Origin of the sequence: Falsihalocynthiibacter sp. SS001 (genome assembly GCF_042445055.1) — a bacterium.
Lineage (GTDB): Bacteria > Pseudomonadota > Alphaproteobacteria > Rhodobacterales > Rhodobacteraceae > Falsihalocynthiibacter.
In genome coordinates, this window is record NZ_CP170339.1 from 1,478,861 (window position 1) to 1,503,781 (window position 24,921).

Annotated in this window: 23 protein-coding genes; 13 read left to right on the plus strand and 10 right to left on the minus strand. The window is 54.6% G+C overall.

Annotation, left to right across the window (positions count from 1 at the left end; all coding sequences use genetic code 11):
* Positions 1 to 3 precede the first annotated feature (3 nt).
* Genes nuoL through ACFE33_RS07160 form a run of 6 tightly spaced genes read left to right on the plus strand, consistent with a single transcriptional unit; the run spans position 4 to position 8,370 of the window.
* On the plus strand, positions 4 to 2,160 hold the full coding sequence (gene nuoL, locus ACFE33_RS07135) for an NADH-quinone oxidoreductase subunit L (RefSeq protein WP_380058464.1): 2,157 nt from the start codon (positions 4 to 6) through the stop codon (positions 2,158 to 2,160).
* Between the two features lie 2 nt (positions 2,161 to 2,162).
* Complete coding sequence (locus ACFE33_RS07140) at positions 2,163 to 3,704, plus strand: NADH-quinone oxidoreductase subunit M (RefSeq protein ID WP_380058466.1); 1,542 nt, start codon at positions 2,163 to 2,165, stop codon at positions 3,702 to 3,704.
* Positions 3,705 to 3,715: 11 nt separating this feature from the next.
* On the plus strand, positions 3,716 to 5,152 hold the full coding sequence (gene nuoN, locus ACFE33_RS07145; protein ID WP_380058468.1) for an NADH-quinone oxidoreductase subunit NuoN: 1,437 nt from the start codon (positions 3,716 to 3,718) through the stop codon (positions 5,150 to 5,152).
* On the plus strand, positions 5,142 to 5,906 hold the full coding sequence (locus ACFE33_RS07150) for a biotin--[acetyl-CoA-carboxylase] ligase (protein WP_380058469.1): 765 nt from the start codon (positions 5,142 to 5,144) through the stop codon (positions 5,904 to 5,906). The genes nuoN and ACFE33_RS07150 overlap by 11 nt, the downstream gene beginning before the upstream one ends.
* Before the next feature lie 8 nt (positions 5,907 to 5,914).
* Positions 5,915 to 6,694 (plus strand): type III pantothenate kinase, encoded by a 780-nt coding sequence (locus tag ACFE33_RS07155; RefSeq protein WP_380058471.1) that lies wholly within the window; start codon positions 5,915 to 5,917, stop codon positions 6,692 to 6,694.
* Positions 6,691 to 8,370: a ribonuclease J gene (locus ACFE33_RS07160; protein WP_380058473.1), complete on the plus strand. Its 1,680-nt coding sequence runs from the start codon at positions 6,691 to 6,693 to the stop codon at positions 8,368 to 8,370. The genes ACFE33_RS07155 and ACFE33_RS07160 overlap by 4 nt, the downstream gene beginning before the upstream one ends.
* A gap of 82 nt (positions 8,371 to 8,452) precedes the next feature.
* Here ACFE33_RS07160 and ACFE33_RS07165 read toward each other — a convergent pair whose 3' ends face one another.
* The 3 genes from ACFE33_RS07165 to ACFE33_RS07175 all read right to left on the minus strand — a co-directional run bounded on the left by ACFE33_RS07165 (position 8,453) and on the right by ACFE33_RS07175 (position 12,836).
* The gene (locus ACFE33_RS07165; protein ID WP_380058475.1) at positions 8,453 to 9,904 is read right to left on the minus strand and encodes a DEAD/DEAH box helicase; all 1,452 of its coding nucleotides are present in this window, start codon (positions 9,902 to 9,904) and stop codon (positions 8,453 to 8,455) included.
* A 230-nt stretch (positions 9,905 to 10,134) separates the two neighbouring features.
* Positions 10,135 to 11,742: a peptide chain release factor 3 gene (locus ACFE33_RS07170; RefSeq protein ID WP_380058477.1), complete on the minus strand. Its 1,608-nt coding sequence runs from the start codon at positions 11,740 to 11,742 to the stop codon at positions 10,135 to 10,137.
* Between the two features lie 47 nt (positions 11,743 to 11,789).
* Entirely contained in the window at positions 11,790 to 12,836 is a 1,047-nt protein-coding gene (locus ACFE33_RS07175) for a Hint domain-containing protein (protein WP_380058479.1), read from the minus strand.
* Between the two features lie 201 nt (positions 12,837 to 13,037).
* Between ACFE33_RS07175 and ACFE33_RS07180 the strand changes: the two genes are divergently transcribed.
* The 6 genes from ACFE33_RS07180 to ACFE33_RS07205 all read left to right on the plus strand — a co-directional run bounded on the left by ACFE33_RS07180 (position 13,038) and on the right by ACFE33_RS07205 (position 17,866).
* Complete coding sequence (locus ACFE33_RS07180; protein WP_380058481.1) at positions 13,038 to 13,817, plus strand: SDR family oxidoreductase; 780 nt, start codon at positions 13,038 to 13,040, stop codon at positions 13,815 to 13,817.
* 130 nt (positions 13,818 to 13,947) lie between these two features.
* Entirely contained in the window at positions 13,948 to 15,051 is a 1,104-nt protein-coding gene (locus tag ACFE33_RS07185) for an ABC transporter ATP-binding protein (RefSeq protein ID WP_380058483.1), read from the plus strand.
* Between the two features lie 161 nt (positions 15,052 to 15,212).
* On the plus strand, positions 15,213 to 15,431 hold the full coding sequence (tatA, locus tag ACFE33_RS07190) for a twin-arginine translocase TatA/TatE family subunit (protein WP_380058485.1): 219 nt from the start codon (positions 15,213 to 15,215) through the stop codon (positions 15,429 to 15,431).
* Positions 15,432 to 15,475: 44 nt separating this feature from the next.
* Positions 15,476 to 16,117, plus strand: coding sequence for a Sec-independent protein translocase protein TatB (tatB, locus tag ACFE33_RS07195; RefSeq protein ID WP_380058486.1), 642 nt, complete (start codon positions 15,476 to 15,478; stop codon positions 16,115 to 16,117).
* Entirely contained in the window at positions 16,114 to 17,034 is a 921-nt protein-coding gene (gene tatC, locus ACFE33_RS07200) for a twin-arginine translocase subunit TatC (RefSeq protein ID WP_380058488.1), read from the plus strand. The genes tatB and tatC overlap by 4 nt, the downstream gene beginning before the upstream one ends.
* Positions 17,027 to 17,866: an ATP-binding protein gene (locus ACFE33_RS07205; protein WP_380058490.1), complete on the plus strand. Its 840-nt coding sequence runs from the start codon at positions 17,027 to 17,029 to the stop codon at positions 17,864 to 17,866. The genes tatC and ACFE33_RS07205 overlap by 8 nt, the downstream gene beginning before the upstream one ends.
* Before the next feature lie 53 nt (positions 17,867 to 17,919).
* Here ACFE33_RS07205 and ACFE33_RS07210 read toward each other — a convergent pair whose 3' ends face one another.
* The 4 genes from ACFE33_RS07210 to ACFE33_RS07225 all read right to left on the minus strand — a co-directional run bounded on the left by ACFE33_RS07210 (position 17,920) and on the right by ACFE33_RS07225 (position 21,446).
* A complete protein-coding gene (locus ACFE33_RS07210) occupies positions 17,920 to 19,119 on the minus strand; it encodes a peptidoglycan DD-metalloendopeptidase family protein (RefSeq protein WP_380058491.1) in 1,200 nt (399 codons plus the stop codon).
* A gap of 77 nt (positions 19,120 to 19,196) precedes the next feature.
* Positions 19,197 to 19,838, minus strand: coding sequence for a protein-L-isoaspartate(D-aspartate) O-methyltransferase (locus tag ACFE33_RS07215; RefSeq protein WP_380058493.1), 642 nt, complete (start codon positions 19,836 to 19,838; stop codon positions 19,197 to 19,199).
* On the minus strand, positions 19,835 to 20,623 hold the full coding sequence (surE, locus tag ACFE33_RS07220; RefSeq protein ID WP_380058494.1) for a 5'/3'-nucleotidase SurE: 789 nt from the start codon (positions 20,621 to 20,623) through the stop codon (positions 19,835 to 19,837). The genes ACFE33_RS07215 and surE overlap by 4 nt, the downstream gene beginning before the upstream one ends.
* 151 nt (positions 20,624 to 20,774) lie before the next feature.
* Positions 20,775 to 21,446 carry an SDR family NAD(P)-dependent oxidoreductase gene (locus ACFE33_RS07225; protein WP_380058670.1) on the minus strand — a complete coding sequence of 224 codons (672 nt, stop codon included), beginning with the start codon at positions 21,444 to 21,446 and terminating at the stop codon, positions 20,775 to 20,777.
* A gap of 115 nt (positions 21,447 to 21,561) precedes the next feature.
* On the opposite strand from ACFE33_RS07225, the gene ACFE33_RS07230 reads away from it, so the two are divergent.
* Positions 21,562 to 22,128: a biotin transporter BioY gene (locus ACFE33_RS07230; RefSeq protein ID WP_380058496.1), complete on the plus strand. Its 567-nt coding sequence runs from the start codon at positions 21,562 to 21,564 to the stop codon at positions 22,126 to 22,128.
* A gap of 66 nt (positions 22,129 to 22,194) precedes the next feature.
* On the opposite strand, the gene ACFE33_RS07235 is transcribed toward ACFE33_RS07230, so the two are convergent.
* The 3 genes from ACFE33_RS07235 to ACFE33_RS07245 form a co-directional block, all read right to left on the minus strand.
* Complete coding sequence (locus tag ACFE33_RS07235) at positions 22,195 to 22,617, minus strand: DUF1284 domain-containing protein (protein ID WP_380058498.1); 423 nt, start codon at positions 22,615 to 22,617, stop codon at positions 22,195 to 22,197.
* Positions 22,614 to 24,080, minus strand: coding sequence for an amidophosphoribosyltransferase (purF, locus tag ACFE33_RS07240; RefSeq protein ID WP_380058500.1), 1,467 nt, complete (start codon positions 24,078 to 24,080; stop codon positions 22,614 to 22,616). The genes ACFE33_RS07235 and purF overlap by 4 nt, the downstream gene beginning before the upstream one ends.
* A 197-nt stretch (positions 24,081 to 24,277) precedes the next feature.
* Positions 24,278 to 24,919, minus strand: a complete 642-nt coding sequence (locus tag ACFE33_RS07245; RefSeq protein WP_380058501.1) for a CvpA family protein — start codon at positions 24,917 to 24,919, stop codon at positions 24,278 to 24,280.
* Positions 24,920 to 24,921: the final 2 nt, after the last annotated feature.

Consider the following 24,921-nt stretch of genomic DNA (forward strand, 5'->3'; position numbering starts at 1 on the left):
ATCATGGAAAAAATCATTCTCTTTGCACCGCTTATCGGTGCGCTCATCGCAGGCTTTGGCTGGCGTTATATCGGCGAGAAGGGCGCTCAGTACCTGACAACAGGATTGCTGTTCCTTGCCGCCCTTTTGAGCTGGATCGTATTCCTCGGTTTTGATGGCGAAACGCGCTACATCAATATCTTGAGCTGGATTCAATCCGGGACGTTGGACATTTCTTGGTCGATCCGTCTTGATCGCTTGACGGCGATCATGCTGATCGTGGTGACCACCGTTTCCAGCCTCGTGCACCTGTATTCCATGGGGTACATGGACCACGATCCACAATGGAAAGACGGCGAGAGCTATAAGCCACGTTTCTTTGCTTATCTAAGCTTCTTTACCTTCACCATGCTTATGCTGGTGACTGCGGACAACCTCGTCCAGATGTTCTTTGGTTGGGAAGGCGTTGGTGTCGCTTCTTACTTGCTGATCGGCTTCTACTATCGCAAGCCATCGGCAAATGCCGCTGCGATGAAAGCGTTTATCGTGAACCGTGTTGGGGACTTCGGCTTCCTTCTAGGGATGTTTGGTCTGTTCTATCTTACTGGCAGCCTTGCGTTTGACGATGTCTTTGCTGCGGCGCCGGAGCTTGCAGAAACACAGCTTCATTTCCTCTGGACCGAGTGGAACGCAGCCAATCTCTTGGCGTTCCTGTTGTTTATCGGTGCGATGGGTAAATCGGCGCAGTTGTTCCTACACACCTGGCTTCCCGACGCGATGGAAGGCCCGACACCTGTGTCTGCGCTGATCCACGCGGCGACGATGGTTACGGCTGGTGTGTTCCTTGTTTGCCGTATGTCGCCATTGATGGAGTTCGCTCCGCAGGCAACTGCGTTTATCGTGGTGATCGGCGCAACAACCGCGTTCTTTGCGGCGACTGTTGGTCTGGTTCAGAACGATATCAAACGCGTCATCGCCTATTCGACATGTTCGCAACTTGGTTACATGTTCGTTGCGGCTGGCGTTGGTGTTTATTCGGCGGCGATGTTCCACCTCTTTACGCACGCATTCTTTAAGGCGATGTTGTTCCTTGGGGCCGGTTCGGTCATCCACGCGATGCATCACGAGCAAGACATGCGCAACTATGGTGGCCTTCGCAAGAAGATCCCAATGACATACTACGCGATGCTCATCGGTACGCTCGCCATTACTGGTGTTGGTATTCCGCTGACAACAATCGGTTTCGCTGGCTTCCTCTCGAAAGACGCGATCATCGAGAGTGCATGGGGCGCGCAAACAGGCGTTGGCATGTATGCCTTCTGGATGCTTGTGATCGCGGCGTTTATGACCAGTTTCTATAGCTGGCGCCTGATGTTCATGACGTTCTTTGGCGACGCGCGCGGCGACAAGCATACGCACGATCACGCGCACGAAAGCCCAATGGTAATGCTTGTTCCGCTTGGTGTCCTAGCGCTTGGTGCGGTGCTTTCCGGTATGATCTGGTTCGGAAGCTTCTTTGGCGACCACAATCAGGTCAACAAGTTCTATGGCGTTCCTGCTCATCACGAAGTGGCAGCAACCGACGCTCATGGCGAAACCGCTGAGAGCCACGGCGACGATCATGCCGCAACGGACGATCACGGCACTGAAGTGGCAACGGATGATCACGCTGCGACGGGCGAGCACGCAACAGATGGCGTGCACGCTGCGACTGTTGGCTGGACCAAGGGGCAAGGCGCTGTTTACACCCATCCTGACAATCACGTTATGGACGAGGCACACCATGCTCCGAAATGGGTAAAGGTTTCGCCGTTCATCGCGATGATCCTCGGCCTTGGGCTGGCGTATCTGTTCTATATCGTGAACCCGAGCTTACCGGTGCGTTTGGCGAAAACAAACCAGCCAATCTATCAGTTCCTGCTTAACAAATGGTACTTCGACGAGATTTACGATGTTCTGTTTGTTCGTAGCAGCAAAGTGATTGGCCGCTTCTTCTGGAAGGTCGGCGATGGCAAGATCATCGACGGCGCGCTGAATGGCTTGGCCATGGGAATTATCCCGTTCTTCACACGTCTCGCAGGGCGCGCCCAATCGGGCTACCTGTTCCACTACGCGCTGGCCATGGTGCTCGGTGTTGTGGTGCTAATTACTTGGATGACCATCAGCGGAGGGGCTGAATAATTATGGAAAACCTACTTTCCATCGTCACTTTTATTCCGCTATTGGGCGCAATCGTCTTGGCATTGTTCCTACGTGGAGACGACGCTTTCGCCCAACGCAATGCGAAATTAGTTGGCCTCGCTACAACAACGGCGACATTCATCGTTTCGCTGGCCATTCTGGTTGGCTTTGATCCTTCTGACACGGGCTTTCAGTTCGTTGAAGAGAGCCAGTGGATCATGGGCCTGACGTATAAGATGGGCGTTGACGGCATTTCGGTTTTGTTCGTTATGCTCACAACCTTCCTTATGCCGCTAGTTATTCTTTCCTGCTGGAATGTGACCCACCGCGTTAAGGATTATATGATCGCATTCTTGATCCTTGAGACACTGATGCTCGGTGTGTTCATGGCGCTTGATTTGATCCTGTTCTACGTGTTCTTCGAGGCGGGCCTCATTCCGATGTTCCTGATCGTTGGTATCTGGGGCGGCAAGGACCGTATTTACGCGGCGTTCAAGTTCTTCCTCTATACGTTCTTTGGTTCGGTACTCATGCTAATCGCGATGATCGCGATGTATCTTGATGCGGGCACAACCGATATCGTACAGCTCCTGACACATGAATTCGCTTCGGACACAATTCAGATCCTCGGCTTCAGCATCATTGGCGGCTGCCAGACACTTCTGTTCCTAGCGTTCTTTGCTAGCTTCGCGGTAAAAATGCCGATGTGGCCAGTGCATACATGGCTTCCCGATGCGCACGTTCAGGCGCCAACAGCGGGTTCTGTCGTGCTTGCGGCGATCTTGTTGAAAATGGGTGGCTATGGCTTCTTGCGGTTTAGCTTGCCGATGTTCCCCGTAGGGTCGGAGTATATGACAGGATTTGTCTTTACCCTGTCGGCAATCGCGATTGTTTACACTAGTCTCGTGGCGCTTGTGCAAAAAGACATGAAGAAGCTGATTGCTTATTCCTCTGTTGCGCACATGGGCTATGTCACCATGGGTATCTTCGCGGCCAACCAACAAGGTATCGACGGCGCGATCTTCCAAATGCTCTCGCACGGGTTCATCTCTGGCGCGCTCTTCCTCTGTGTTGGTGTGATTTACGATCGTATGCACACACGGGAAATCGACGCTTATGGTGGCCTTGTGAACCGCATGCCGGCTTATGCGCTGATCTTTATGTTCTTTACGATGGCGAACGTTGGCCTTCCGGGGACATCAGGCTTTATCGGTGAATTCCTCGTGCTTGTCGGTGTTTTCCAGGTTTCGACATGGACAGCGATGTTCGCGGCTTCTGGTGTTATTCTCTCTGCTGCCTACGCGCTCTGGCTCTATCGTCGGGTTGTGATGGGCGAGTTGCTGAAGGAGAGCCTCAAGTCGATCACCGAAATGACACGTCTTGAGAAGGCAATCTTTGCACCGCTTGTTTTCATGACGCTGTTGTTGGGTGTTTACCCGAGCCTCGTTACCGATCTCATTGGCCCCTCTGTTGAGGCGCTTGTCACCAATTACCACGCCGCTCTGCCTGCAATGGCCGAAGTTGGCACCGCAGCTACACACTAAAGGTGGGTCCGATGTTATCTTCTGATATCTCCGTAGTTCTTCCAGAGATCATCTTGGCGGTCTTTGCCATGGGGGCGCTGATGTTTGGCGTTTACACCAGCAAAGACAAAGCGGCCCCCGTTATTCTGTGGGCCACGGCACTTGTGATGGTTGTACTTGGCATGTGGACTTTGTCAGGGCAGGGCGAGGTCACCGCGTTTAACGGCGCTTTCGTTGACGATGCCTTCTCCCGCTATGCCAAGGTTGTGATCCTATGGTCTGGTGCTGCGGTTCTCGTGATGGGCCAAGGATATATGGCCAAGCATGATTTGCTGCGTTTTGAGTATCCAATCCTTGTTGCACTCGCGACCGTCGGCATGATGATGATGGTCTCTGCGGGCGACTTGATGGCGCTTTATATTGGTCTCGAGCTACAGTCTTTGTCGCTCTATGTGGTTGCTTCGTTGCGCCGTGACTCGGTGAAATCAACCGAGGCGGGCCTTAAGTACTTCGTTCTTGGCGCGTTGTCCTCCGGCCTATTGCTATACGGTATCTCCTTGGTTTACGGCTATTCGGGAACCACGCTCTTTGCTGGCGTAATGGATTCCGTCGATGGCGAGCACCTCTCGATTGGTCTGTTGATTGGTCTTGTGTTTATCCTGACAGGGCTTTCCTTCAAGGTTTCCGCGGTGCCATTCCACATGTGGACGCCCGATGTTTACGAAGGTTCGCCAACCCCTGTTACGGCGTTCTTTGCCACTGCGCCTAAGGTCGCGGCGATGGGTTTGTTTGCCCGTGTCGTTCATGACGCATTCGGTAACACAGTCAGTGACTGGAGCCAGATCGTTGCGTTGATCGCTGTTCTGTCGATGTTCGTCGGCGCAATTGCCGCGATTGGTCAAACCAACATCAAACGTCTGATGGCGTATAGCTCGATTTCGCACATGGGTTTCGCTCTTATGGGGCTGGCCGCTGGAACGATTGAAGGTGTTCAGGCGATGCTGATCTATATGTCGATCTACGTCACCATGAACGTTGGTACATTTGCCTTTGTTCTAATGATGCAGCGCGATGGCAAACCCGTCACCGACATCAAGAGCCTGAACCAATACGCAACCCAAGAGCCACTTCGTGCCGCTGCGATGCTGATCCTGATGTTCAGCTTGGCAGGTGTGCCACCGATGCTCGGCTTCTTTGGTAAGCTGGCTGTGCTTCAGGCCGCGGTATCCGCAGGTATGGCATGGCTGGCGATTGCTGGTGTGGTCGCGTCGGTGATCGGTGCGTTCTATTACTTGCGTATCGTGTATTACATGTACTTTGGAGAAGAGACTGATCCACTGGATCGTTCGTCCTCTCCTGTGCTTTGGGGATTGCTGATGGCATCTGCCGTGATCATGGTTGTCGGTATGGTGAACCTGTTTGGCGTCGAACCGCTGGCCAATGCGGCAGCGATGGCCCTTGTCAAATAATCCTGCAACGGCATGGCCTTCGGGCTATGGGCGACATATCCTTCAGACTGTCGATAGCACTCTCGATGAAGCAGCGCGTATGGCCCCGACACTTTCGGGGCCAACGTGGATTCTGGCACACATGCAGACAGGTGCGCGTGGTCGGCGCGGGCGCGCTTGGGCAATGCCCAAGGGCAACTTTGCCGCGACGCTTGTTCTTCGACCGACCGAGCCACCAGCCGTCGTAGCGCTGCGCAGCTTTGTTGCATCGTTGGCGCTGTTTGATGCGCTCGTAGACTGTACAGGGCGCGCTGCTCCTTTTGCGTTGAAGTGGCCGAATGATGTTTTGTTGAATGGCGGCAAACTGGCGGGAATACTGCTTGAAAGCGCAACCCAAACTGACGGAACCAACCACCTTTCAATCGGGATCGGCGTGAATCTCTGTGCGGCTCCTCCTAAAGGGGATGTGGAAGCTGACGCGCTCGCGCCTGTTGATTTGTTGAGTGAAACGGGCGTGCCGATCACACCCGAAGAGTTCCTTGATGTGCTCGCCGCGGCCTATGCTCGATGGGAAACATCCTTCACCACTTACGGGTTTGCACCGATCCGCGAGGCGTGGTTATCACGCGCCGCTCGGCTAGGAGAGCCAATCCGCGCGCGCACCACCACCCAAGAATTTCACGGTACGTTTGAAACTATCGATGCGCATGGTAACCTCGTTCTATTAACGTCCAGCGGTCGGCACGCGATCCCTGCGGCAGATGTATTCTTTTAGGAGGCCTTATGCTTCTGGCGATCGATTGCGGAAATACCAACACGGTGTTTTCGATTTGGGACGGCACGAAATTCCTCGCGACATGGCGTTGTTCGACCGAGCACCAGCGGACCGCAGACCAATACTATGTCTGGCTCTCGACGCTCATGCAGATGCGCAAAGTAGAGGCCGACATCACCGATGTGATCATAAGCTCAACTGTTCCGCGCGTGGTATTTAACCTTCGGGTTTTTGCGGATCGGTATTTCAACACGCGCCCGATTGTTGTGGGCAAGCCTGAATGTGCGCTTCCGGTTGAAGTGCGCGTCGATGAAGGCACCGCAGTTGGGCCAGATCGGCTTGTGAATACGGTTGCGGGATATGATCTCTATGGTGGGGACCTGATTATCGTTGATTTTGGCACCGCGACGACATTCGATGTTGTTGCACAGGATGGTGCCTATATCGGAGGCGTGATCTCTCCGGGTGTGAACCTAAGCCTTGAAGCGCTGCATCAGGCCGCGGCGGCCCTTCCGCATGTTGATGTGACCAAGCCCGCCAAAGTTATTGGCACCAATACGGTCGCCTGTATGCAATCGGGTGTCTTTTGGGGTTACGTTGGCCTTGTGAACGGGATATGCGAACAGATCAAAGCCGAACGCGGCCGTGAAATGAAAGTTATTTCAACAGGTGGGTTGGCGCCGCTCTTTCAACAAGGGCATGCGCTTTTTGACCATTTCGAGGATAACCTCACCATGCATGGCCTGACGGTCATCCATAAATATAACAAGGATACCCAATCCACATGAGCAAAAATCGTCTGATTTATCTTCCCCTTGGTGGTGCCGGCGAAATCGGCATGAATGCTTATGTCTATGGGTACGGCCCCAAGGGCAAAGAGCGCCTGATCCTTGTCGATCTGGGCGTGACATTCCCAGATATGGACAGCACGCCTGGTGTGGATCTGATCATGCCAGACGTCTCGTGGCTTGAAGAAAACAAAGAGCGGCTAGAGGCTGTGTTCATCACCCACGCGCATGAAGACCACATCGGTGGTATCGCGCATTTGTGGACTAAGCTTGGGTCGCCAACCGTCTATGCGCGAACATTCACGGCGCACCACACCCGTCGCAAAATGGAAGAGCAGGGCGCAAATCCAGAAGATGTCGTGACCGTTTCACAATATCCCGAAGTGATCGAAGTAGGGCCCTTTGGCGTGTCTTTCCTGCCAGTGGCGCACTCTATTCCCGAAAGTTCCGGTCTTGTGATCGACACGCCGAAGGGGCGGATTGTACACACGGGCGATTTCAAACTTGATGAAACACCGGTTCTGGGCGAGGCATTCAACCCTGACCTATGGGCCGAAGTAGCGCAGTCAGGCGTCAAGGCGCTGGTGTGTGACTCGACAAATGTGTTTTCCTCCCATGCCGGCCGCTCTGAGGCGACCGTTGGCCCCGAGATCGAAAAGCTCGTTGCCAATGCAAAGGGCATGGTCGTCGCGACGACATTCGCAAGTAACGTTGCGCGTTTGAAAACACTTGCCGATGCGGGCAAGCGGGCGGGGCGCTCTGTTGTGCTCTTGGGGCGCGCGATGCGTCGTATGGTTCAAGCGGGTATTGAGACTGGCGTGCTCAAGGACTTCCCTTCGGTTATTCCTATCGAAGACGCACGAGAAATCCCGCGCGAGAACCTGATGCTCTTGGCGACAGGTTCGCAAGGAGAGCGCCGCGCCGCCGTTGCGCAACTTTCGCGTGGAAAATACCTTGGGATGAGCATGAAAGAGGGCGATACGCTGTTGTTCTCATCGAAAACCATCCCTGGTAACGAACGCGGCGTGATCTCGATTATGAACGCCTACTCGGAAATGGGCGTCGATATCGTGGATGATGAGGGCGGACGCTATCACGTTTCTGGTCACGCTAATCGGCCTGATATTGAACGCACGCACAAGATTTTCAAACCAGAGATTCTGATCCCGATGCACGGCGAGCACCGCCACCTGCGCGAGCATGCCCGCTTGGGCGAAGATGGTGGCTTCGCAAGCGTTGTTGCTGTCAACGGAATGATGATCGACATCACCGGAAAGCGCCCAGAGATCGTTGAGTATATTGATACGGGTCGTACCTATCTGGACGGTTCCGTGAAAATCGGCGCGATGGACGGTGTTGTACGTGATCGTATTCGTATGGCGCTGAATGGTCATGTGATGGTGAACATCATTATCGACGAACAGGATACTCCGCTTGGCGAACCTTGGGTCGAGATCATGGGCCTTCCGCGCTTTGGAACAAGCCGCAGCGAACTCGCCGAAGTGATCGAAGAAGACCTGAACCAAGTCTTGATGCGCATGGATGACAAAACGCTCTTGGATGACGACAAAATCGAAGAGCAGATCCGCCGTGCGACGCGCAAAACCACACAGGATGAAGTCGGTAAGAAAGCTGAAGTCACCGTGGTTGTGAGCCGGTTGGTTGGTGGGGTCTAAACCCCTCAACTGACTGAGAGTTACTCAAAAGAAAAGGCGGCCTTGAACGGGCCGCCTTTTTTGATTCGGAAAGTTTTGCGGGCTAGCCGGTACGGCGCTCGTCAAAACTCTTGGCAATAAAGCCGGGCATGTGATCGCCCATCCCAACAACGCGGTTGTCGCGGTTGCGACCATTGCGTGGGTTGTTCTGCTTTTCTTGCTTCTCTTGTTTCTGTTCCTTGGCGGGCGCTTCTTGTGCGGCTGCTTCGGGGGGTTCCGATTTTACCTCGGTTGCCTCTACTTCGGGTGCATCTGATTTGGATGATCCGCGACGGCGACGACTGCGCTTGGGCTTCTCGGACTGTGCTTCAGCATTATCTGAAGGTTTTTCTTCAGATTTTGCTTCGGCGATCGGGGAGGCGAGCTCGGGAATTTCCTTCTCTACCAATCGCTGAACCGCGTCGAAATTCTTGGCATCGCTCGGAACGCAAATCGTGAAGGATTTCCCCGAACGCCCCGCACGTCCGGTTCGACCGATGCGGTGTACGTAGTCTTCGGCGTGGCTTGGTACGTCAAAGTTAAACACGTGGCTTACGCTTGGAATATCCAGTCCGCGCGCTGCGACGTCTGATGCCACGAGGAAGCGGATGTTGCCATCACGAAAGCCGTTGAGTACTTCCATGCGCTTGCTTTGATCAAGATCGCCGTGAATTGGCTCGGCATTATAACCGTGCTTTTTCAGTGATTTGGCAACGATGTCCACGTCAACCTTGCGGTTACAGAACACGATTGCGTTGGAGCACGCGTCGCCTTCTTGAACGATCAACGCGCGGAGCACATCGCGTTTTTCCTTGGCCGTACGGTCTTTGCGGCTTGGTTTGATCTTAACAACGGCCTGCTCAATCGTTTCGCTCGTCGTTGCGGCGCGGGCTACTTCGATTTTGACGGGGTTTGAGAGGAACGTGTTGGTCACGCGCTCGATTTCAGGTGCCATCGTTGCCGAGAAGAAGAGCGTTTGGCGTGTGAAGGGTGTCAGGCTAAAGATGCGCTCGATATCGGGGATGAAACCCATGTCGAGCATACGGTCGGCCTCGTCGACCACCATAATCTGAACGCCTGTCAGGAGAAGCTTCCCGCGTTCAAAATGGTCAAGCAAACGACCAGGCGTTGCGATGAGCACGTCAACGCCGCGATCAATCAAGAGGTCTTGTTCTTTGAATGAAACGCCACCGATGAGTAGCGCTTTGGTGAGTTTTGTGCCCTTAGCATAGACGTCGAAGTTTTCGGCGACTTGCGCAGCGAGTTCGCGTGTAGGTGCCAGAACGAGGCTGCGCGGCATTCGTGCACGTGCGCGCCCGCGGGCGAGCATTGTAATCATCGGAAGGGTGAAGCTGGCAGTCTTGCCAGTACCCGTCTGGGCAATACCCAGAACGTCGCGTCCTTCCAATGCTGGCGGGATCGCGCCCGCTTGAATTGGTGTCGGGGTATCATAGCCCGCAGCAGCTACGTTCTTGAGAACCTTGGGGTCGAGTTTTAGATCTGTGAATTTCGTCATTATGTCCATCTGTTACGGCATCGGGCCGTAAGGTTGAGGGACGCTTGTTTCTGCACGCCCCAGCGTTTGCAAGCCGCAAAATGCGGGCTGCCCAAGCCAATAGACCAGAATGGCGCTAAGGTCAATGAAAGCGCCATTTTCAGTCGGTTTGACCCGTAATGGTTGTATGGTCTGCGAAGGATCGCGGGCAATTGCCCAGTTGCAGTGCATTTCCCGCTCAACATCCCGCGCTAAACCATCATCTCTTTGGTCGCCGAAAGCGTCACGTCGGGATAGTCGCGCGAGATGCGGTCGATATCCCATTGCAGTCGCGTGAGGTAGACAATGTCGCCGTCGTGGTCATGTGCGATGTGTTGTTTGTTGGCGGCCTCGAACTTCTCGACTGCGGCTTTCTCGCCTGTTGCCCAGCGTGCGCTGGTGAACTGGCTTTGCTCAAAACGCACGGGCAGGCCGTACTCAAGTTCGATACGACTCGCGAGAACTTCAAACTGTAGCGCGCCCACAACCCCGACGATAAAGCCGGAACCAAAGGCGGGTTTGAATACCTTGGCGGCTCCTTCTTCGGCGAATTGCATGAGGGCCTTCTCGAGGTGCTTGCTCTTCATCGGGTCGCCCGAGCGAACGCCTTGCAAGAGTTCCGGCGCGAACGATGGGATTCCCGTGGCACGGATCGCTTCGCCCTCGGTAAGTGTGTCGCCGATGCGTAATTGGCCGTGGTTCGGGATGCCGATGATGTCGCCCGCCCAAGCTTCCTCTGCGAGTTCACGGTCAGAAGCAAGGAACAGTACGGGATTCGAGATCGCCATAGGTTTCTTGGTGCGCACATGGGTTAGCTTCATGCCGCGTTTGAAATGCCCTGACGCTAGACGCACAAAAGCCACGCGGTCGCGGTGCTTGGGATCCATGTTAGCCTGAACCTTAAAGACAAAACCCGCAACTTTTGGCTCATCTGGTGCAACCGCTCGGGGGCTTGCGGATTGGGGCTGTGGCTCGGGGCCATAGCTGGCGATCCCTTCCATCAGTTCCTTCACGCCAAAGCTGTTGATGGCTGAGCCAAACCAAATCGGCGTCATTGTGCCGTCGAGCATCGCCTGATGATCGAGAGAGGGGAGCAGCTCGCGCGCCATCTCGACCTCGTCGCGTAGGGTCTCTAGCAGATCTGCGGGCACGTGTTTTTCAAGAAGCGGATCATCGAGTCCGTTGATTTCGATGCTCTCAGCGACTTTGTTGCGATCCGCACGGTCCATCAATTCCAGACGATCGCGCAGCAGGTCATAACAACCGAGGAAATCACGGCCGGACCCGATGGGCCAGCTTGCGGGGCAGACATCAATCGCAAGGTTCTGTTGAATCTCATCAATGATATCAAAGGTTTCGCGGCTCTCTCGGTCCATTTTGTTACAGAATGTCAAGATTGGAAGATCGCGCATTCGGCAAACTTCAAAGAGCTTCTGTGTTTGGCTCTCGATACCCTTGGCGCCGTCAATCACCATCACCGCCGCGTCAACAGCGGTAAGCGTGCGATAGGTGTCTTCGGAGAAGTCGCTGTGACCGGGCGTATCAACGAGGTTGAAACGATAGGCGCCGAAATCAAACGACATTGCCGAGGCCGAGACCGAGATTCCGCGGTCTTTTTCCATCTGCATAAAGTCGGAACGTGTGCGGCGTGCTTCGCCCTTGGCACGCACTTGGCCAGCCATCTGAATCGCACCACCAAAGAGAAGGAATTTCTCTGTTAGGGTGGTCTTACCCGCGTCGGGGTGTGAAATAATTGCGAAGGTGCGGCGGCGAGCAATCTCGGGCGGCAAATCGCTAGGGGAGGCGATGCTATCTGTCATGGCGGCGGTATAGCTTGGCGTGAAGGGGCGCGCAATCGAAACGCGCGTTATCGCTCTGTGGCGCTGCGCAATCGGGTGAGGGCGCCTTCATCAGGCAGTTCGGCGCGCTTGATTTCAAGCTGGTTGTGCCGATGTTCGGTTTGCTCCTCGAAGCTATAAACAAAGGCATCTGCGATGTCGTTTGGCAGCGCGGGGGCTGTGCGCCGTGTCGCGGAAAGGCTCTCGGCGGCCATACCTTCGGCATAGATGATTTGATGGTCGTCAAACAGAATACGGAAGTAGTCTACATAGCCGCCTTCCTGGACGACGATTGTGTCGTTATTTACCAAGTCGCCAGCACGAACCAGCACTTCGGAGCGACCAACATTCAGAATATCCTGATGTTGATACACAAGGAGACGGTGGTTCGCTGCCAGACTAAGTTCGTTCGCATTGCTGAGGACGCCGGGCTTAATGGTGATCGGAGCGAAATCTCCGGCCGCCCGTGTGGTTCGTGACCCAATCCAACGAATGGGTTGCGGGCCATTATCGCGGGTGAGGACTCGGTCACCAATGGAGAGGTCTTCGACAGCAATCTGACGCCCGTCGGCCAGCGTGATTTGGGTGCCGCGTACAAATGAAGCACAGGTCGCCTCGGCAAGGCGCGTATCTGCCCCGTCGCGATCAATGTCCATCAGGCAATATTCGCACTCGGACGAAAGCGGCGCCAGTGGCATTAAGTAAACCGTCGCAAGCGTGTGGTCGGCCGGATTAACTTCAGCAAAAATAAGAGCTTCGGTCGTAATTCCTGATTGCGACATAAGCGTGATCAGCCCATCCAGGCAAAGATAATACCCCTCGTTTCCCACTTCGGACTCTTGAGTGATGATCATCGGATCATTCGCACTATCGGTGATACGAAGTGTTTGGCGAAGCGCTTCCTGTGAAATCTTGTAGGTATCGTCTAGGCAGAGCTCGTTGCAATCCGCAAGGTTATCGCCAACATTTACGCCATCAACTACGAAAAAGTCTGAAGCCAGATAAACAGAAAGATCACGCGCCAAAACAGAGGGGGGGGCGGAAGGTGCCTTATCGGCTGTCTTCAATTTCTTCATCACGGTCGCCACTTACTAATCACAGAAAGATACAGGAACATTGCGGTATTCTGGTAGTGTACTCCGATAAATGGCATTAGTAAGGCAAAATTGAATAACTTCCGGAGGATTACGTTGCGTAAGGTGGTTTCTTGACGGTGTGGGTTTCAATCGTAACCAAGAATGATAAACGTCGAGTGAAGAATAAATGGGAGAGTCGTAATGGACATGGGAATTTCGGGGAAGAAGGCATTGGTATGTGCGTCTTCCAAAGGATTGGGCAAAGGATGCGCCGAGGCACTTGCCGCTGAGGGTGTGAACCTTGTTTTGAACGCACGAACTGAGGGACCACTTCAGGAAACCGCGCAGCATATTCGCGATACCTATGGCGTGGATGTCGTGGCTGTTGCCGCTGATATCACCTCCGAAGAGGGACGCGAGCGGGTGCTTAAGGAAGCTGGTGACGTTGATATCCTCGTTACCAATGCGGGTGGCCCTCCTCCGGGTATGTGGAGCGATTGGGAGCGCGATGATTTCATCAAGGCCCTAGACGCGAATATGTTGACGCCGATTGCGCTTATGAAAGCCCTGCTGCCAAGTATGATCGAAAAGGGCTGGGGACGTGTTGTGAATATCACGAGTCAATCCGTCAAATCTCCGATTGCGGTGCTTGGACTTTCCAACTCTGCGCGTGCGGGGCTTACGGGCTATGTTGCGGGTACAGCGCGCCAAGTTGCGCCGATGGGCGTGGTTATCAACAACCTTTTGCCCGGTATTCACGCAACAGATCGTGCGCAATCGCTTGATGCAGGTGTCGCCAAGCAAGAAGGCATTAGCATCGAAGATGCCGCTAAACAGCGCGCAGCAACCATTCCGACACGCCGCTATGGTACAGCACAAGAATTCGGTGCGACCTGCGCGTTTATGTGTAGTCAGCACGCAGGCTATATGATCGGGCAAAACGTGCTGCTCGATGGTGGCTCGATGAATTCGACGATGTAGTAAAATCGCGGGCGGCGTTCTCTGGCGCCGCCCTGCGACTTATGGGCGCCAAGGGTTGCCCAGACTGGGGCGCACTGTTATCTGACAGAAACATCCCTATTCGACCATTTCACTCAGGCAAGGCGTATACGTGACCAAACATCCGGCTTCTATCGTTGAAACCGAAACACCGCGTCTTGAAATCAAAGGGATTTCTCGGGCGTTTAACGGGCGTGATGTGGTCAAGGATATTTCTCTTGCAGTGATGCCGGGGCAGGTGACCTGTCTGCTTGGGCCGTCCGGATGCGGAAAATCCACGACGCTGCGGATCATCGCAGGGGTCGAAATGCAGGACCAAGGCGAAATCTATGTCGATGGGAAGTTGGTCTGCGACACAATCTATCGTGTACCACCCGAGGGGCGCTCGATTGGCTTGATGTTTCAGGACTTTGCCCTGTTTCCGCATCTAACTGTTGAAAAAAATGTCGCCTTTGGCCTTACAGGGACGCGCGATGAAAAACGCGCGCGTGTCGATGAGTTGTTAGAGCGCGTCGGTCTCGCCCATTTCGCAGAGCACCATCCGCACCAATTGTCGGGCGGCGAGCAGCAGCGGATTGCACTTGCGCGCGCATTGGCACCGCGACCGAGCATTATGCTGATGGATGAGCCATTTTCGGGCCTTGATAACCGTTTGCGGGATGACATTCGCGATGAGACATTGGCAGTTCTCAAGGACGAAGGCACCGCCGTTTTGCTCGTGACGCACGAGCCTGACGAGGCGATGCGTATGGCCGATGAGATCGCCCTGATGCGCAACGGAGAGATCGTTCAACAGGGTGCGCCGTACAACATTTACAACGCTCCTTTCGATATCGAGGCCGCAAGGTTTTTTAGCGATATCAATGTAATACGCGGCGTTGTTAAAGGCGGGTTGTGTAACACCCCCTTTGGTCAGTTCCTTGCTCCCGGGCGTCCGGATGGAACTGCGCTTGATATTGCAATCCGCCCTCAACACCTTCGGATTGACTTTGATCGCGCGGGGCGTGGACCTAATCCAACCAAGACCGACGGCACGCCTGCTCGGGGCGTCGTGACGCGGGCGCGCTTTATGGGGCGAGAGAGCCTTGTTGAGTTCAAGATGGACTATGATGACTCTATCCTGCGGGCGACGGTTCCGTCGGTGTTCCTTCCCAAGGCTGGCACGCCGCTGTGGCTTATGATTCGGCGTGATCGGTGTTTTGTTTTTAACGCCTAATCCTTGCTCAACACACGTCTGCATCCCACTCATTCCGCGCAATTGATGCGAAAAACATGCGAACTGCGTGCATTTGGGTATTTGAAACCCTGTTGCAAAGGAATACATACAATGGGGAGACTAAGAAGGCGCGCCGGTCGGCGCGTCATGGGAGTAAGAATATGCTAAATAATATCGGTCCTATGGGCCTTCTGTTGATCGCCGTCGTTGTTTTGGTGCTGTTTGGCCGTGGTAAGATCTCTTCGCTTATGGGCGAAGTAGGTAAAGGGATCACGAGCTTCAAAAAAGGCATCAACGAAGGCCAGAAGGAACTCGAAGATACGGCCGAAGCTGCGCGTGACGTAACGCCAGAGAACGAGACCGAAAAAGACAAGGTCTGATTTGTGCGCGGCACCGTTCGCACAAGCGATAAGGATCGTTTCTGATGTTTGATATTGGCATGACCGAGCTGTTGGTCGTGGGCATCGTGGCATTGATTGTCGTGGGCCCCAAGGATTTGCCCGGAATGTTCCGCACGGTTGGTCGGTTCACGGGCAAGGCCAAATCCATGGCGCGGGATTTTCAGCGTGCAATGAACGATGCCGCAGATGAGGCGGGCGTCAGTGATGTGACGAGCGACCTCAAGAACATGACCTCCAAGAAAAACCTCGGCCTCGATAAACTCGATGATGCCGCGCGCAGTTTTGAAAACTGGACGCCCAAGATAAACGACAAGCCAGCAGTGGAGCGGGGAGGCGAAACTGCGAAGCTTGCTGAAGAGCGGGCGGAGAAGGCCGAGAGAATCAGAGAAGCTGCCGCGAATAAGGCGCTCGAACGTCAGGCAGCTGAACGCGCAGCCGAAGAAGCTAAAGCCGATCAAGACAAGGCCCCCGCCAAGAAAGCCCCTGCGAAGAAGGCCGAGCCCAAGAAAACGACTGCTAAAGCCGCGTCCAAGACGACCACTGCCAAGAAGGCGGCTCCAAAGAAGGCTGCCCCGAAGAAAACGGCGGCAAAGCCTGCGGCGAAAAAAACCGCAACTAAAACGGCAGCCAAGAAAACGACATCCAAAACAGGCGATAATGCATGAGCGACGAAATCGAAGATAGCTCCGCCCCGCTGATCGAACATCTAGCGGAGCTGCGCACGCGCCTTATACGCTCAGTGTTGGCGTTTATTGTGGCTATGTTGCTCTGCTTTAGCTTTGGCGCGCAACTGCTTGAAATATTGCTCGCACCGATCGAAGCAACAATGCGCGAGCTGGGGGATCCAAACCCCGTAATGCAATATACCGCGCCGCAGGAATACTTCTTTACGCTGATCCGCTTGTCGATGGTATTTGGCCTTGGGTTATCCTTCCCTGTCATCGGTTTTCAGCTCTGGCGGTTTGTCGCGCCGGGCCTTTATAAAAACGAGAAGAACGCCTTCTTGCCGTTTCTTCTGGCTTCGCCAGTCTTGTTTATGCTGGGTGCTGCATTCGCGCATTATATCGTGACGCCGATGGCGATGGAGTTCTTCCTTGGGTTTGCGGATGCGACCTCTATCTTTACCGCGGTTGTTCCAGTGGGGCAGGACATTCCTGTTAACCCGCAAGAAGGCATCAAGATAAGCTTTAACGGTAAAGTAAACGAAACCCTTGATATCACGTTGAAAATGATCGTGGCGTTCGGGCTTTGCTTCCAGCTTCCTGTTTTGCTGACGTTGATGGGCAAAGCGGAGCTTGTTTCAAGCAACGGGCTCGCAAGTGTGCGGAAATACGCGGTTGTTGGCATTCTGGTGCTGGCTGCGCTAGTTACTCCGCCAGATGTCATTACTCAAGTTGTGCTGTTTGTGGTTGTGTTTGGCCTCTATGAGGTTTCGATCTGGCTTGTTTATTGGATCGAAAAGCGCCGCGAAGCACGTCTCAAGGCCGAGGGTCTGTGGGATGAGGACATCCATGGCGACGGCAACTTTGAAGAAGAAGACGAAGTGGGATTGCCCGACGATGGAAAAGCAGCCGATGAGTGAAGCCCTCCTGACCCGTATCGCCGAGGCGCTTGAGCGGATGGAACCTGCACCCGCTGCGACTCCTGATTTCTCACAGGCGGACGCATTTGTTTGGCACACAGAACCCAACCGATTTGTTGCGGTTCCTGATGTGAGCCGTGTGGGTATTGACCTCTTGGTTGGCATCAATCGTTCGCGCGATACGCTTCTTGAGAATACGCTGCAATTTGCGCGAGGGCTTCCTGCGAATAACGCACTTCTTTGGGGCGCGCGGGGAATGGGGAAATCCAGCCTCGTAAAGGCCATTCACGCCGAAGTCCTGCGACAGGGGCATGCGCTGAAGATTGTTGAGGTTCAACGTGAGGATTTGCCCTCAATCGGTGATCTTCTAACCCAGATCCGCGCCAGCGATGAACGGTTCTTGCTTTTCTGCGATGACCTGTCGTTCTCGCATGATGACCAACATTATAAATCCCTAAAGGCCGTTCTGGACGGCGGGATTGAGGGGCGGCCCGATAACGTGGTTTTCTATGCCACTTCGAACCGTCGCCACCTCATGCCGCGCGATATGATTGAAAATGAGCGCAGCTCGTCGATTAACCCGTCCGAAGCCGTCGAGGAAAAGGTTTCCCTGTCGGATCGCTTTGGTTTGTGGCTTGGGTTCCATCCATGCTCGCAGGATGAATATCTCGATATGATCCGCGGGTACTGTAAAGAATACGGTATCAAGATCGACGAAGAGACATTGTGGGCCGAAGCCATTGAGTGGCAAGCAACACGCGGAAGCCGCTCGGGCCGCGTAGCATGGCAATACTTTACCGATCTCGCGGGACGCAGAGGCGTAACCCTATAAGAAAAAAACGCGGCCCATTTGGAGCCGCGTTTTTTATAAGAATTTCGGAATGCCTAGCTTACGTATGGTGTCGGGTCGACGCTGTCGAAGCCTTGCCGCACCTCAAAGTGCATGAACGGCGGGCTTCCCGCGCGCATCTTGCCGATGTTTTGGCCGCGTGTGACAGAGGAGCCCTTTTGAACGGTTACGCCCTCGACGTTTGCATAGACCGTCAGTAGGCCGCTTGCGTGGCGGATCACGATGATGGTGACGCCATCGGTGTCTTCGGTGACGGCGGCGACTTTGCCTGCTTCGGCGGCTTTGATCGCGGTGCCGGCGCTGGCCGAAATATCAATGCCGTCGTTTTTGCCTTTGCTATAGCCGCGAATGATTTTGCCCGACACCGGCATCAGCAGCTCAGTTTTCTTGGCTGTGGCTTGCGTTTGTTGAGCGCCAAGTTCAGGTGAGGCCGGCGCCGTAGGTGCGGGCGGAATGGCCGCAGGAAGGGCCGCGCTCGCGCTTGGTGGCGTTGGTGTCGCGGTGCCTTGACCAGGTTGTTTCAGCGTGGTTGTTGCTGCTGTCTTGGGGGCGTCCTGATCGGGAAGCGGGATCAACAGAAATTGCCCCTCTCTCACCGCCAGATCGCTGCCCAACCCGTTCCATTCGCTCAAAGAACGCACCGAAACATTGTAGAGCCGCGCGATAGAGTAGGCGGTCTCGCCGCGCTCAACCTTATGGCGCACGGGTTCGGCAGTATTGGTTGTTGATGGTTTGGGCGGTGTGGTGACAACCGCAGTTGTGGTGGCTGGGCCAGCCCGCTCAATAGCGTCGCCAGCAAGCGTGGTAATATCGATCGAACCATTCGACGATGTGGTTGGAACCGCAGGTTCAGCAACCCGACGGGGCAGTGCAAGCAATTCGCCTTCACGCATCTTGGTGGTCGGATTTACGCCGTTGTAACTCGCAAGTTCTGCCGCATTCACACCCACGCGGGCAGCGACATCGGACACGGTATCGCCTTTGCGGGCAAGAACGACCTGATAGCTTGGATACGAAATGACGCCACGCGGATCCGCTTGGGGTTTGGGCTCGGTGGGGCGCGCATCAGGTGAACTCGTGGTAAAAGAGTTTCCAAAATTCCCGCGTAGATCGGTGTTGAATCCATCAGAACAGGCCGTTAGGGCCAGTGTCGCGCCGCCCAAAATAAGGATGCGTGGCGTTAATGTGGAAACACGATAAAGGGAATTAAATCGACGTGTTGGCGATTTCTGCATGGTAAGTCCTCAACTGCCTTGCCCGTTACTCGGGCTTATATTCGCTATCATACACAAGTTTATTCAGGTTTGCAGGTCTATTCTTCGTTACCCAACCCTTCAAGCAGGGGGACAAAGCGTACCTCGCGTAACTCTTCGTACTCAAACCCGCTTTCGGTGTGGGTTACTTTGATCAATGTTTGTACCGCATCCGATTGCCCGACGGGTAGAACCATAATGCCGCCTACACGAAGTTGCGCCAATAATGGGCCAGGGGGATCCTCGGCTGCTGCTGTCAAAAGGATGCGATCAAATGGAGCCTGTTCGGCAAGTCCACGGCTACCGTCGGCGGTGAATGTGGTTATGTTCACAAGGCCGAGCTGCTCAAATATTTCGCGGGCCTCGCGCACGAGGCGGCGATGGCGATCTACGGTATAGACCCGCCGCGCAAGGTGGCTCAGGATTGCTGCCTGATAGCCCGACCCCGTACCGACCTCTAGCACCTTGTCTCGCGGTTTTACGTTAAGGGCCTGCGTCATCAGCCCCACAATCGAAGGCTGGCTGATTGTTTGGCCACAAGAAATCGGGAGCGGCATATCTTCGTAGGCGCGCTCATTGAACATGCCGCGAACGAACATACCGCGATCCACGGTTTCCATCGCTGTCAAAACGCGCTTGTCCGTTACCCCACGCGAACGAAGGGCATACAGAAATTGCATTTTGCGCTCGGCAGAACTCATGAGTTCAAGGTGCCCTTCAGTGTGTCCAAGAAGCTATGCGCCGTGAGGTCCGCACGCATTGGCGTAACAGATGTATAGCCCGCAAGGTTTGCGGCGGCGTCAGTGCCTTCTTTGGTCATGACGTGCTGATTTCCGCCCTTGATCCATAGGAAACGTCGGCCAGCAGGCGAGAGGTGCGGCTCGGCCGAGAAGCTGGTTCCTTGGCGGAATCCCTGTCTTGTTGCACGGATGCCTTTGACCTTCGCGGCAGGGACAGGTGGGAAGTTCACGTTGAAAAACAAACGGTAATCTTCGTTTTCTTCCGGCGTATGCTGAAGAACTGTTCGAATTGTATCAGCGCCGTGTTTGGCCGCCGCCTCGAATGGTGAAGCCAGATCGGCGTTTTCTGGTCCGAAGTATTGCGAGAGCGCGATTGCAGGAAGTCCCTGAAGGGCCGCTTCCATGGCGCCGCCGAGTGTGCCGGAATAAAGCGTATTTTCCGCGGCGTTGTTGCCTCGGTTCACTCCGGATAGAACCAGATCAGGCCAAGTGTCTGGCATCACATCATAGAGCGCGGCCAGCACGCAATCTGCGGGGCTTCCTTCGGTCGTAAAGACGTGCTCACTTAGGCGCGCTACGGCCATTGGATGTGTGTAGGATATGCAATGGCTTACGCCGGATTGCTCAAACGCGGGCGCAACCGTCCAAACTTCACCATCTGGCCCTGCCAGTTCGGTGGCGATGTTGTGGAGCACCTTCAATCCGGGAGCGTTAATGCCGTCGTCGTTGGTGATTAATATGCGCATCTTGCTTCCTTATCCGTTTTCCTAGTCCTAGAGCAGCCAAAGACACAGGTAAAGATTGCACGACAAAGGCGCCGGAAGTTTCTAATTTTCCCGTTCAATGCGTGTATTTTTGACTCAGTTTCGCGCAGAATTTCTGCAACAGAGTCCGAAACTACGCCAGCAGCGACATAACGACGTCTGCTTGGTCGTTCGCATCGCTTAGCGTTGCGCGATCTTCGCCAGGGAAGAAACGTGCTCTCAAGCTTGATGGCATTGGCTCTGGCTGGTGGATGATAACTTTGGGGCCCGTTTTCTGGGACTCGCGTTGCCAGCTACGAACAAGGGCCATTTGAGCGGCCTTGCTTGCGCCATAGCTTCCGAAGAAGGACTTGCCCGCGGCGTCATCATCAAAGAATACCGCTTTGCCGTCTGGCGCGGCGGCCAGCAGGGGCTCAAGATAGGTAATCAACCGTTGTGTGGCCGTTACATTGCAAGAGATCGATTTGTCAAAGTCCTTTGCGTCCACATGTCCCGCTGGCGCGAGTGGAGCACCGTGAATCGCCGTATGAACCCAAGTATCCACATGCCCCCAACGATCATAAACTGAACGACAGAGGTGCTGCATTGCACCCTCGTGCGTCACGTCCAGTGGCGCCAAAGTAGCCGAGCCACCTTGTGCCTGAATGCGATCATCTAACTCCTCAAGAGCGCCCGTCGTGCGCGCAACGGCGACAACGTGGTGGGTCTTGGAAAGCGCCAGCGCAAGTGCAGCGCCCAATCCGCGTGAGGCGCCAGTAACAAGTGCTACCTGCGTTGATTTTTTATGAGCGGGGTTTTGAGGCATATCGGTCATGCTTTCCTTTCCCATTTGCGCGCGCGCCATGCAAGCGCTTCCTTGACTTTTGCGGCATATTGACCAAGAAGCATACGGAGAGCATGTATCTAAGGAGACCTCTATTATGACACTCACCAAAGCCCTAATCGGCTCCAACTCCCTGACAACAAAAGGGATGATGGTTCTACTCGGTTCCGCGTTTATCGCTTTGGCGGCCCAAGTGTCCGTCCCCATGTTGCCCGTTCCTATGACATTGCAAACATTTGCGATCCTGATGGTTGGTTTGACATTTGGCTCGCGCCTTGGCGCAGTTACTTTGCTGGCGTACCTTGCTGAAGGCGCTGCTGGTCTTCCTGTTTTCGCAAACGGTGGCATGGGTCTTGCGACTCTGGTTGGTCCAACTGCTGGCTTCTTGTTTGGCTTTGTTGGTATGGCATTTCTTGCGGGTCTTGCCGTTGAAAAAGGTATCGCTAAGGGCTTCGTTTCGACCACGCTCGTCGCGATTGCTGTTTCGGCACTTCTTTATGTTCCAGGTATCCTTTACCTCGGCATAGCAGTTCCAAAAGGCGCACTTTGGGCGTTTGAAGTTGGCGCACAGCCATTCCTGATCGGCGATGTGGTTAAAGCTGTTCTCGCTGCTCTGGTTGTGACTGGTGCTTGGAAAGCTATTGAAGCACGCAAAGCAAAATAAGCCACTCTATTCTGAGTGTTGAAATTCAAACGCCGCTTCGAACATCGGGGCGGCGTTTTTTGTTGCTTAGGATTCTTGGTGTAGTCGGGACAGGGCCGCTTCGCACATCCCGAACTCAAGCCAGCTACATCCAGCGCAAACTTGACTTAGGCTTCCCACAGGGACGTGCTTCTTGATGCGCGCCTTAGCTTCGCCCCACGTCAACGTTTCGTTTGGCTTGAGCTTGAGCGCCGCAGCGTGACTGCGGTCGAGCGACTTGATCTTTGGTTGATCGCTACAGAGGCGCCCGCGCCGTTTGGGGCAGGGGCCGCAGATATCGTCGGTCATCCCAACCGTTTGGATAAGCACGTCATCGCCACCGTCCGCACGCAACTGCCCTTCGACAATTTCGTACAAATTCGCGGTGAAATCATCCGAATAGCCTTTGCCCTGAAACCCGAGCGCACAGAGGAAATGGTGCGGCCTAAATTTCACGGGCGAGTTGCTCATTCCGCGACTGTTTTTAGCGCGAATCCTTTGGCGAGCATGTCCGCTGGACGAACAGGATATTCCCCAGAGAAACAGGCATCACAGTATTTCGGAGCCTTCGCATCGCGGCCTTCTGCAACGCCAACCGCTCGATATAGACCATCAAGTGAGATAAACTTGAGGCTGTCCACACCAAGGTATTCGCACATTTCGTCTTCGGTCATATTCGCGGCAAGAAGCTTCTCGCGCTCGGGCGTGTCGACGCCATAGAAACAAGGCCACTGCGTGGGGGGCGACGCAATGCGGAAGTGGACTTCCTTGGCGCCCGCGTCGAGGATCATTTCCTTGATCTTGCGGCTCGTGGTGCCGCGCACAACCGAGTCATCAACAAGCACAACGCGCTTGCCTCTAATCAAGGCACGATTCACGTTCAGCTTTAGGCGCACACCCATGTTTCGGATTTGCTCGCTTGGCTCGATAAACGTGCGACCCATGTATTGATTGCGGATGATCCCCATCGCATAGGGAATACCGCTTTCCTGTGAATATCCGATCGCCGCAGGTGTGCCTGAGTCCGGAACGGGACAGATCAAATCCGCTTCAACAGGGTTTTCACGGGCCAGTTCCACGCCGATCTGACGGCGGGTTTCATACACAGAGCGACCGCCAAGAATGCTGTCTGGGCGGCTGAAATAGACGTGTTCAAAGATACAGAAGCGGCTCGGCTTCTTCTCGAAGGGATGATAGCTGTCGACACCATTCTCCGTAATAACGACCATCTCGCCCGGTTCAATTTCGCGAATGAATTCCGCACCGACGATATCAAGCGCGCAGGTTTCAGAGCTAAGTGCCCAACCGTCACCAAGCTTCCCCAGAACCAGCGGACGCACGCCCAGCGGATCGCGCACACCAATCAGCTTGGTGCGCGTCATCGCTACAACAGAAAACGCACCCTCAACCGAGCGCAGCGCATCTTTCATCCGTTCAGGGATGTTGCGTTGCATCGAGCGCGCCATCAGGTGGATGATACACTCACTGTCTGAAGAACTTTGGAAAATGGAGCCGCGCTCTATTAGGTCGCGGCGCAGGGCGTCGGCATTAGTGATATTGCCGTTATGCGCAATCGCCGCGCCGCCCATCGAAAACTCGCCAAAGAAAGGCTGCACGTCGCGGATCGCTGTCGCACCTTTGGAACCGGCCGTCGAATAACGAACATGCCCGATACCAATGGGACCGGGCAGTGTTTTCATAACGGAATGTGAGGTGAAATTATCGCGGACATACCCAAAGCGGCGGGCCGAATTAAATCCATGCTCAGGGTCATGAACCACAATCCCGCCAGCCTCTTGGCCCCGATGTTGCAGGGCATGCATCCCGAGAGCTACGAAGTTGGCCGCATCGGCGACTCCAACAACTCCAAAAACGCCGCATTCTTCTTTTAGCTTATCATCGTCGAACGGGTGGCTGGGGGGCATGTCGCGCATGGGCAGGTGGCTCCGATTCCGTGTCTTGCTTCGCCCCTCTCTTAAGCGCTATGGCGGGGGATGTCATCCGCTGGATGTCAGGAAAACGTCATATTTTCGGAAAATGTGTTTCCTGCTCGATTTCGCGCGCATTTAGGGTCTTAACGCAAAACAGCCGCACAAAAGCGCGGCTGTTTATTGACTGTTTGGTTGTGAAATTATTCGCTTGGTGCTGCTTCTGTCTCGGCAGCTGGCGCTTCTTCTGCTTCCTGAGCGGGAACAGTTTCTGCTGCGGCTTGATCGGCGGGTGTTTCACAAATCGCGAGGTAGTCATCAACACGTGATTGCAACCAGCCCGGAACATCGTCTGGAACACTGTCGCCGACACGAACAACGAGGTTGCCGAAGACTTCGGCGCTGCGGCTGTTATCTACTGCAGCATATGTCTCGTCCGAGAATGCCCAGTCGTAAATGAACAGGGACACGACGACCAAGAGAACACCGCGTGCCACACCGAACAGGAAACCAATGCCCTGATCAATACCGCCAAGGATGCTGCGCTGGACCATGCTTGAGAACAGCGGCGTGAAAATCGCCATGATAACAAGGCCGATAACCAGAACGATCACAAAGGCCACCATCAACGACAGTTCGCACTGCCCCCCGATCATGTCCTTGAGTATCGGTATCTCGCGTACCAGAGGTTCAACCTGTGGGGCGAAAATATATGCTACGACTGCTGCAACGACCCAACTCGCAATTGAAAGTGTCTCACGAACAAAACCGCGAGAATATGCCAGCAGTGCCGAGAGAATGATCACAACAGCGACGACGCCGTCAACGATGGTAAAACCTTCCATAT

Coding starts and splice junctions, on each gene's coding strand:
- nuoL (WP_380058464.1), top strand. CDS start 4: ATGGAAAAAATCATTCTCTTTGCACCGCTTATCGGTGCGCTCATCGCA.
- ACFE33_RS07140 (WP_380058466.1), top strand. CDS start 2,163: ATGGAAAACCTACTTTCCATCGTCACTTTTATTCCGCTATTGGGCGCA.
- nuoN (WP_380058468.1), top strand. CDS start 3,716: ATGTTATCTTCTGATATCTCCGTAGTTCTTCCAGAGATCATCTTGGCG.
- ACFE33_RS07155 (WP_380058471.1), top strand. CDS start 5,915: ATGCTTCTGGCGATCGATTGCGGAAATACCAACACGGTGTTTTCGATT.
- ACFE33_RS07160 (WP_380058473.1), top strand. CDS start 6,691: ATGAGCAAAAATCGTCTGATTTATCTTCCCCTTGGTGGTGCCGGCGAA.
- ACFE33_RS07165 (WP_380058475.1), bottom strand. CDS start 9,904: ATGACGAAATTCACAGATCTAAAACTCGACCCCAAGGTTCTCAAGAAC.
- ACFE33_RS07170 (WP_380058477.1), bottom strand. CDS start 11,742: ATGACAGATAGCATCGCCTCCCCTAGCGATTTGCCGCCCGAGATTGCT.
- ACFE33_RS07175 (WP_380058479.1), bottom strand. CDS start 12,836: ATGAAGAAATTGAAGACAGCCGATAAGGCACCTTCCGCCCCCCCCTCT.
- ACFE33_RS07180 (WP_380058481.1), top strand. CDS start 13,038: ATGGACATGGGAATTTCGGGGAAGAAGGCATTGGTATGTGCGTCTTCC.
- tatA (WP_380058485.1), top strand. CDS start 15,213: ATGCTAAATAATATCGGTCCTATGGGCCTTCTGTTGATCGCCGTCGTT.
- tatB (WP_380058486.1), top strand. CDS start 15,476: ATGTTTGATATTGGCATGACCGAGCTGTTGGTCGTGGGCATCGTGGCA.
- tatC (WP_380058488.1), top strand. CDS start 16,114: ATGAGCGACGAAATCGAAGATAGCTCCGCCCCGCTGATCGAACATCTA.
- ACFE33_RS07205 (WP_380058490.1), top strand. CDS start 17,027: ATGAGTGAAGCCCTCCTGACCCGTATCGCCGAGGCGCTTGAGCGGATG.
- ACFE33_RS07210 (WP_380058491.1), bottom strand. CDS start 19,119: ATGCAGAAATCGCCAACACGTCGATTTAATTCCCTTTATCGTGTTTCC.
- ACFE33_RS07215 (WP_380058493.1), bottom strand. CDS start 19,838: ATGAGTTCTGCCGAGCGCAAAATGCAATTTCTGTATGCCCTTCGTTCG.
- surE (WP_380058494.1), bottom strand. CDS start 20,623: ATGCGCATATTAATCACCAACGACGACGGCATTAACGCTCCCGGATTG.
- ACFE33_RS07225 (WP_380058670.1), bottom strand. CDS start 21,446: ATGCCTCAAAACCCCGCTCATAAAAAATCAACGCAGGTAGCACTTGTT.
- ACFE33_RS07230 (WP_380058496.1), top strand. CDS start 21,562: ATGACACTCACCAAAGCCCTAATCGGCTCCAACTCCCTGACAACAAAA.
- ACFE33_RS07235 (WP_380058498.1), bottom strand. CDS start 22,617: ATGAGCAACTCGCCCGTGAAATTTAGGCCGCACCATTTCCTCTGTGCG.
- purF (WP_380058500.1), bottom strand. CDS start 24,080: ATGCGCGACATGCCCCCCAGCCACCCGTTCGACGATGATAAGCTAAAA.
- ACFE33_RS07245 (WP_380058501.1), bottom strand. CDS start 24,919: ATGGAAGGTTTTACCATCGTTGACGGCGTCGTCGCTGTTGTGATCATT.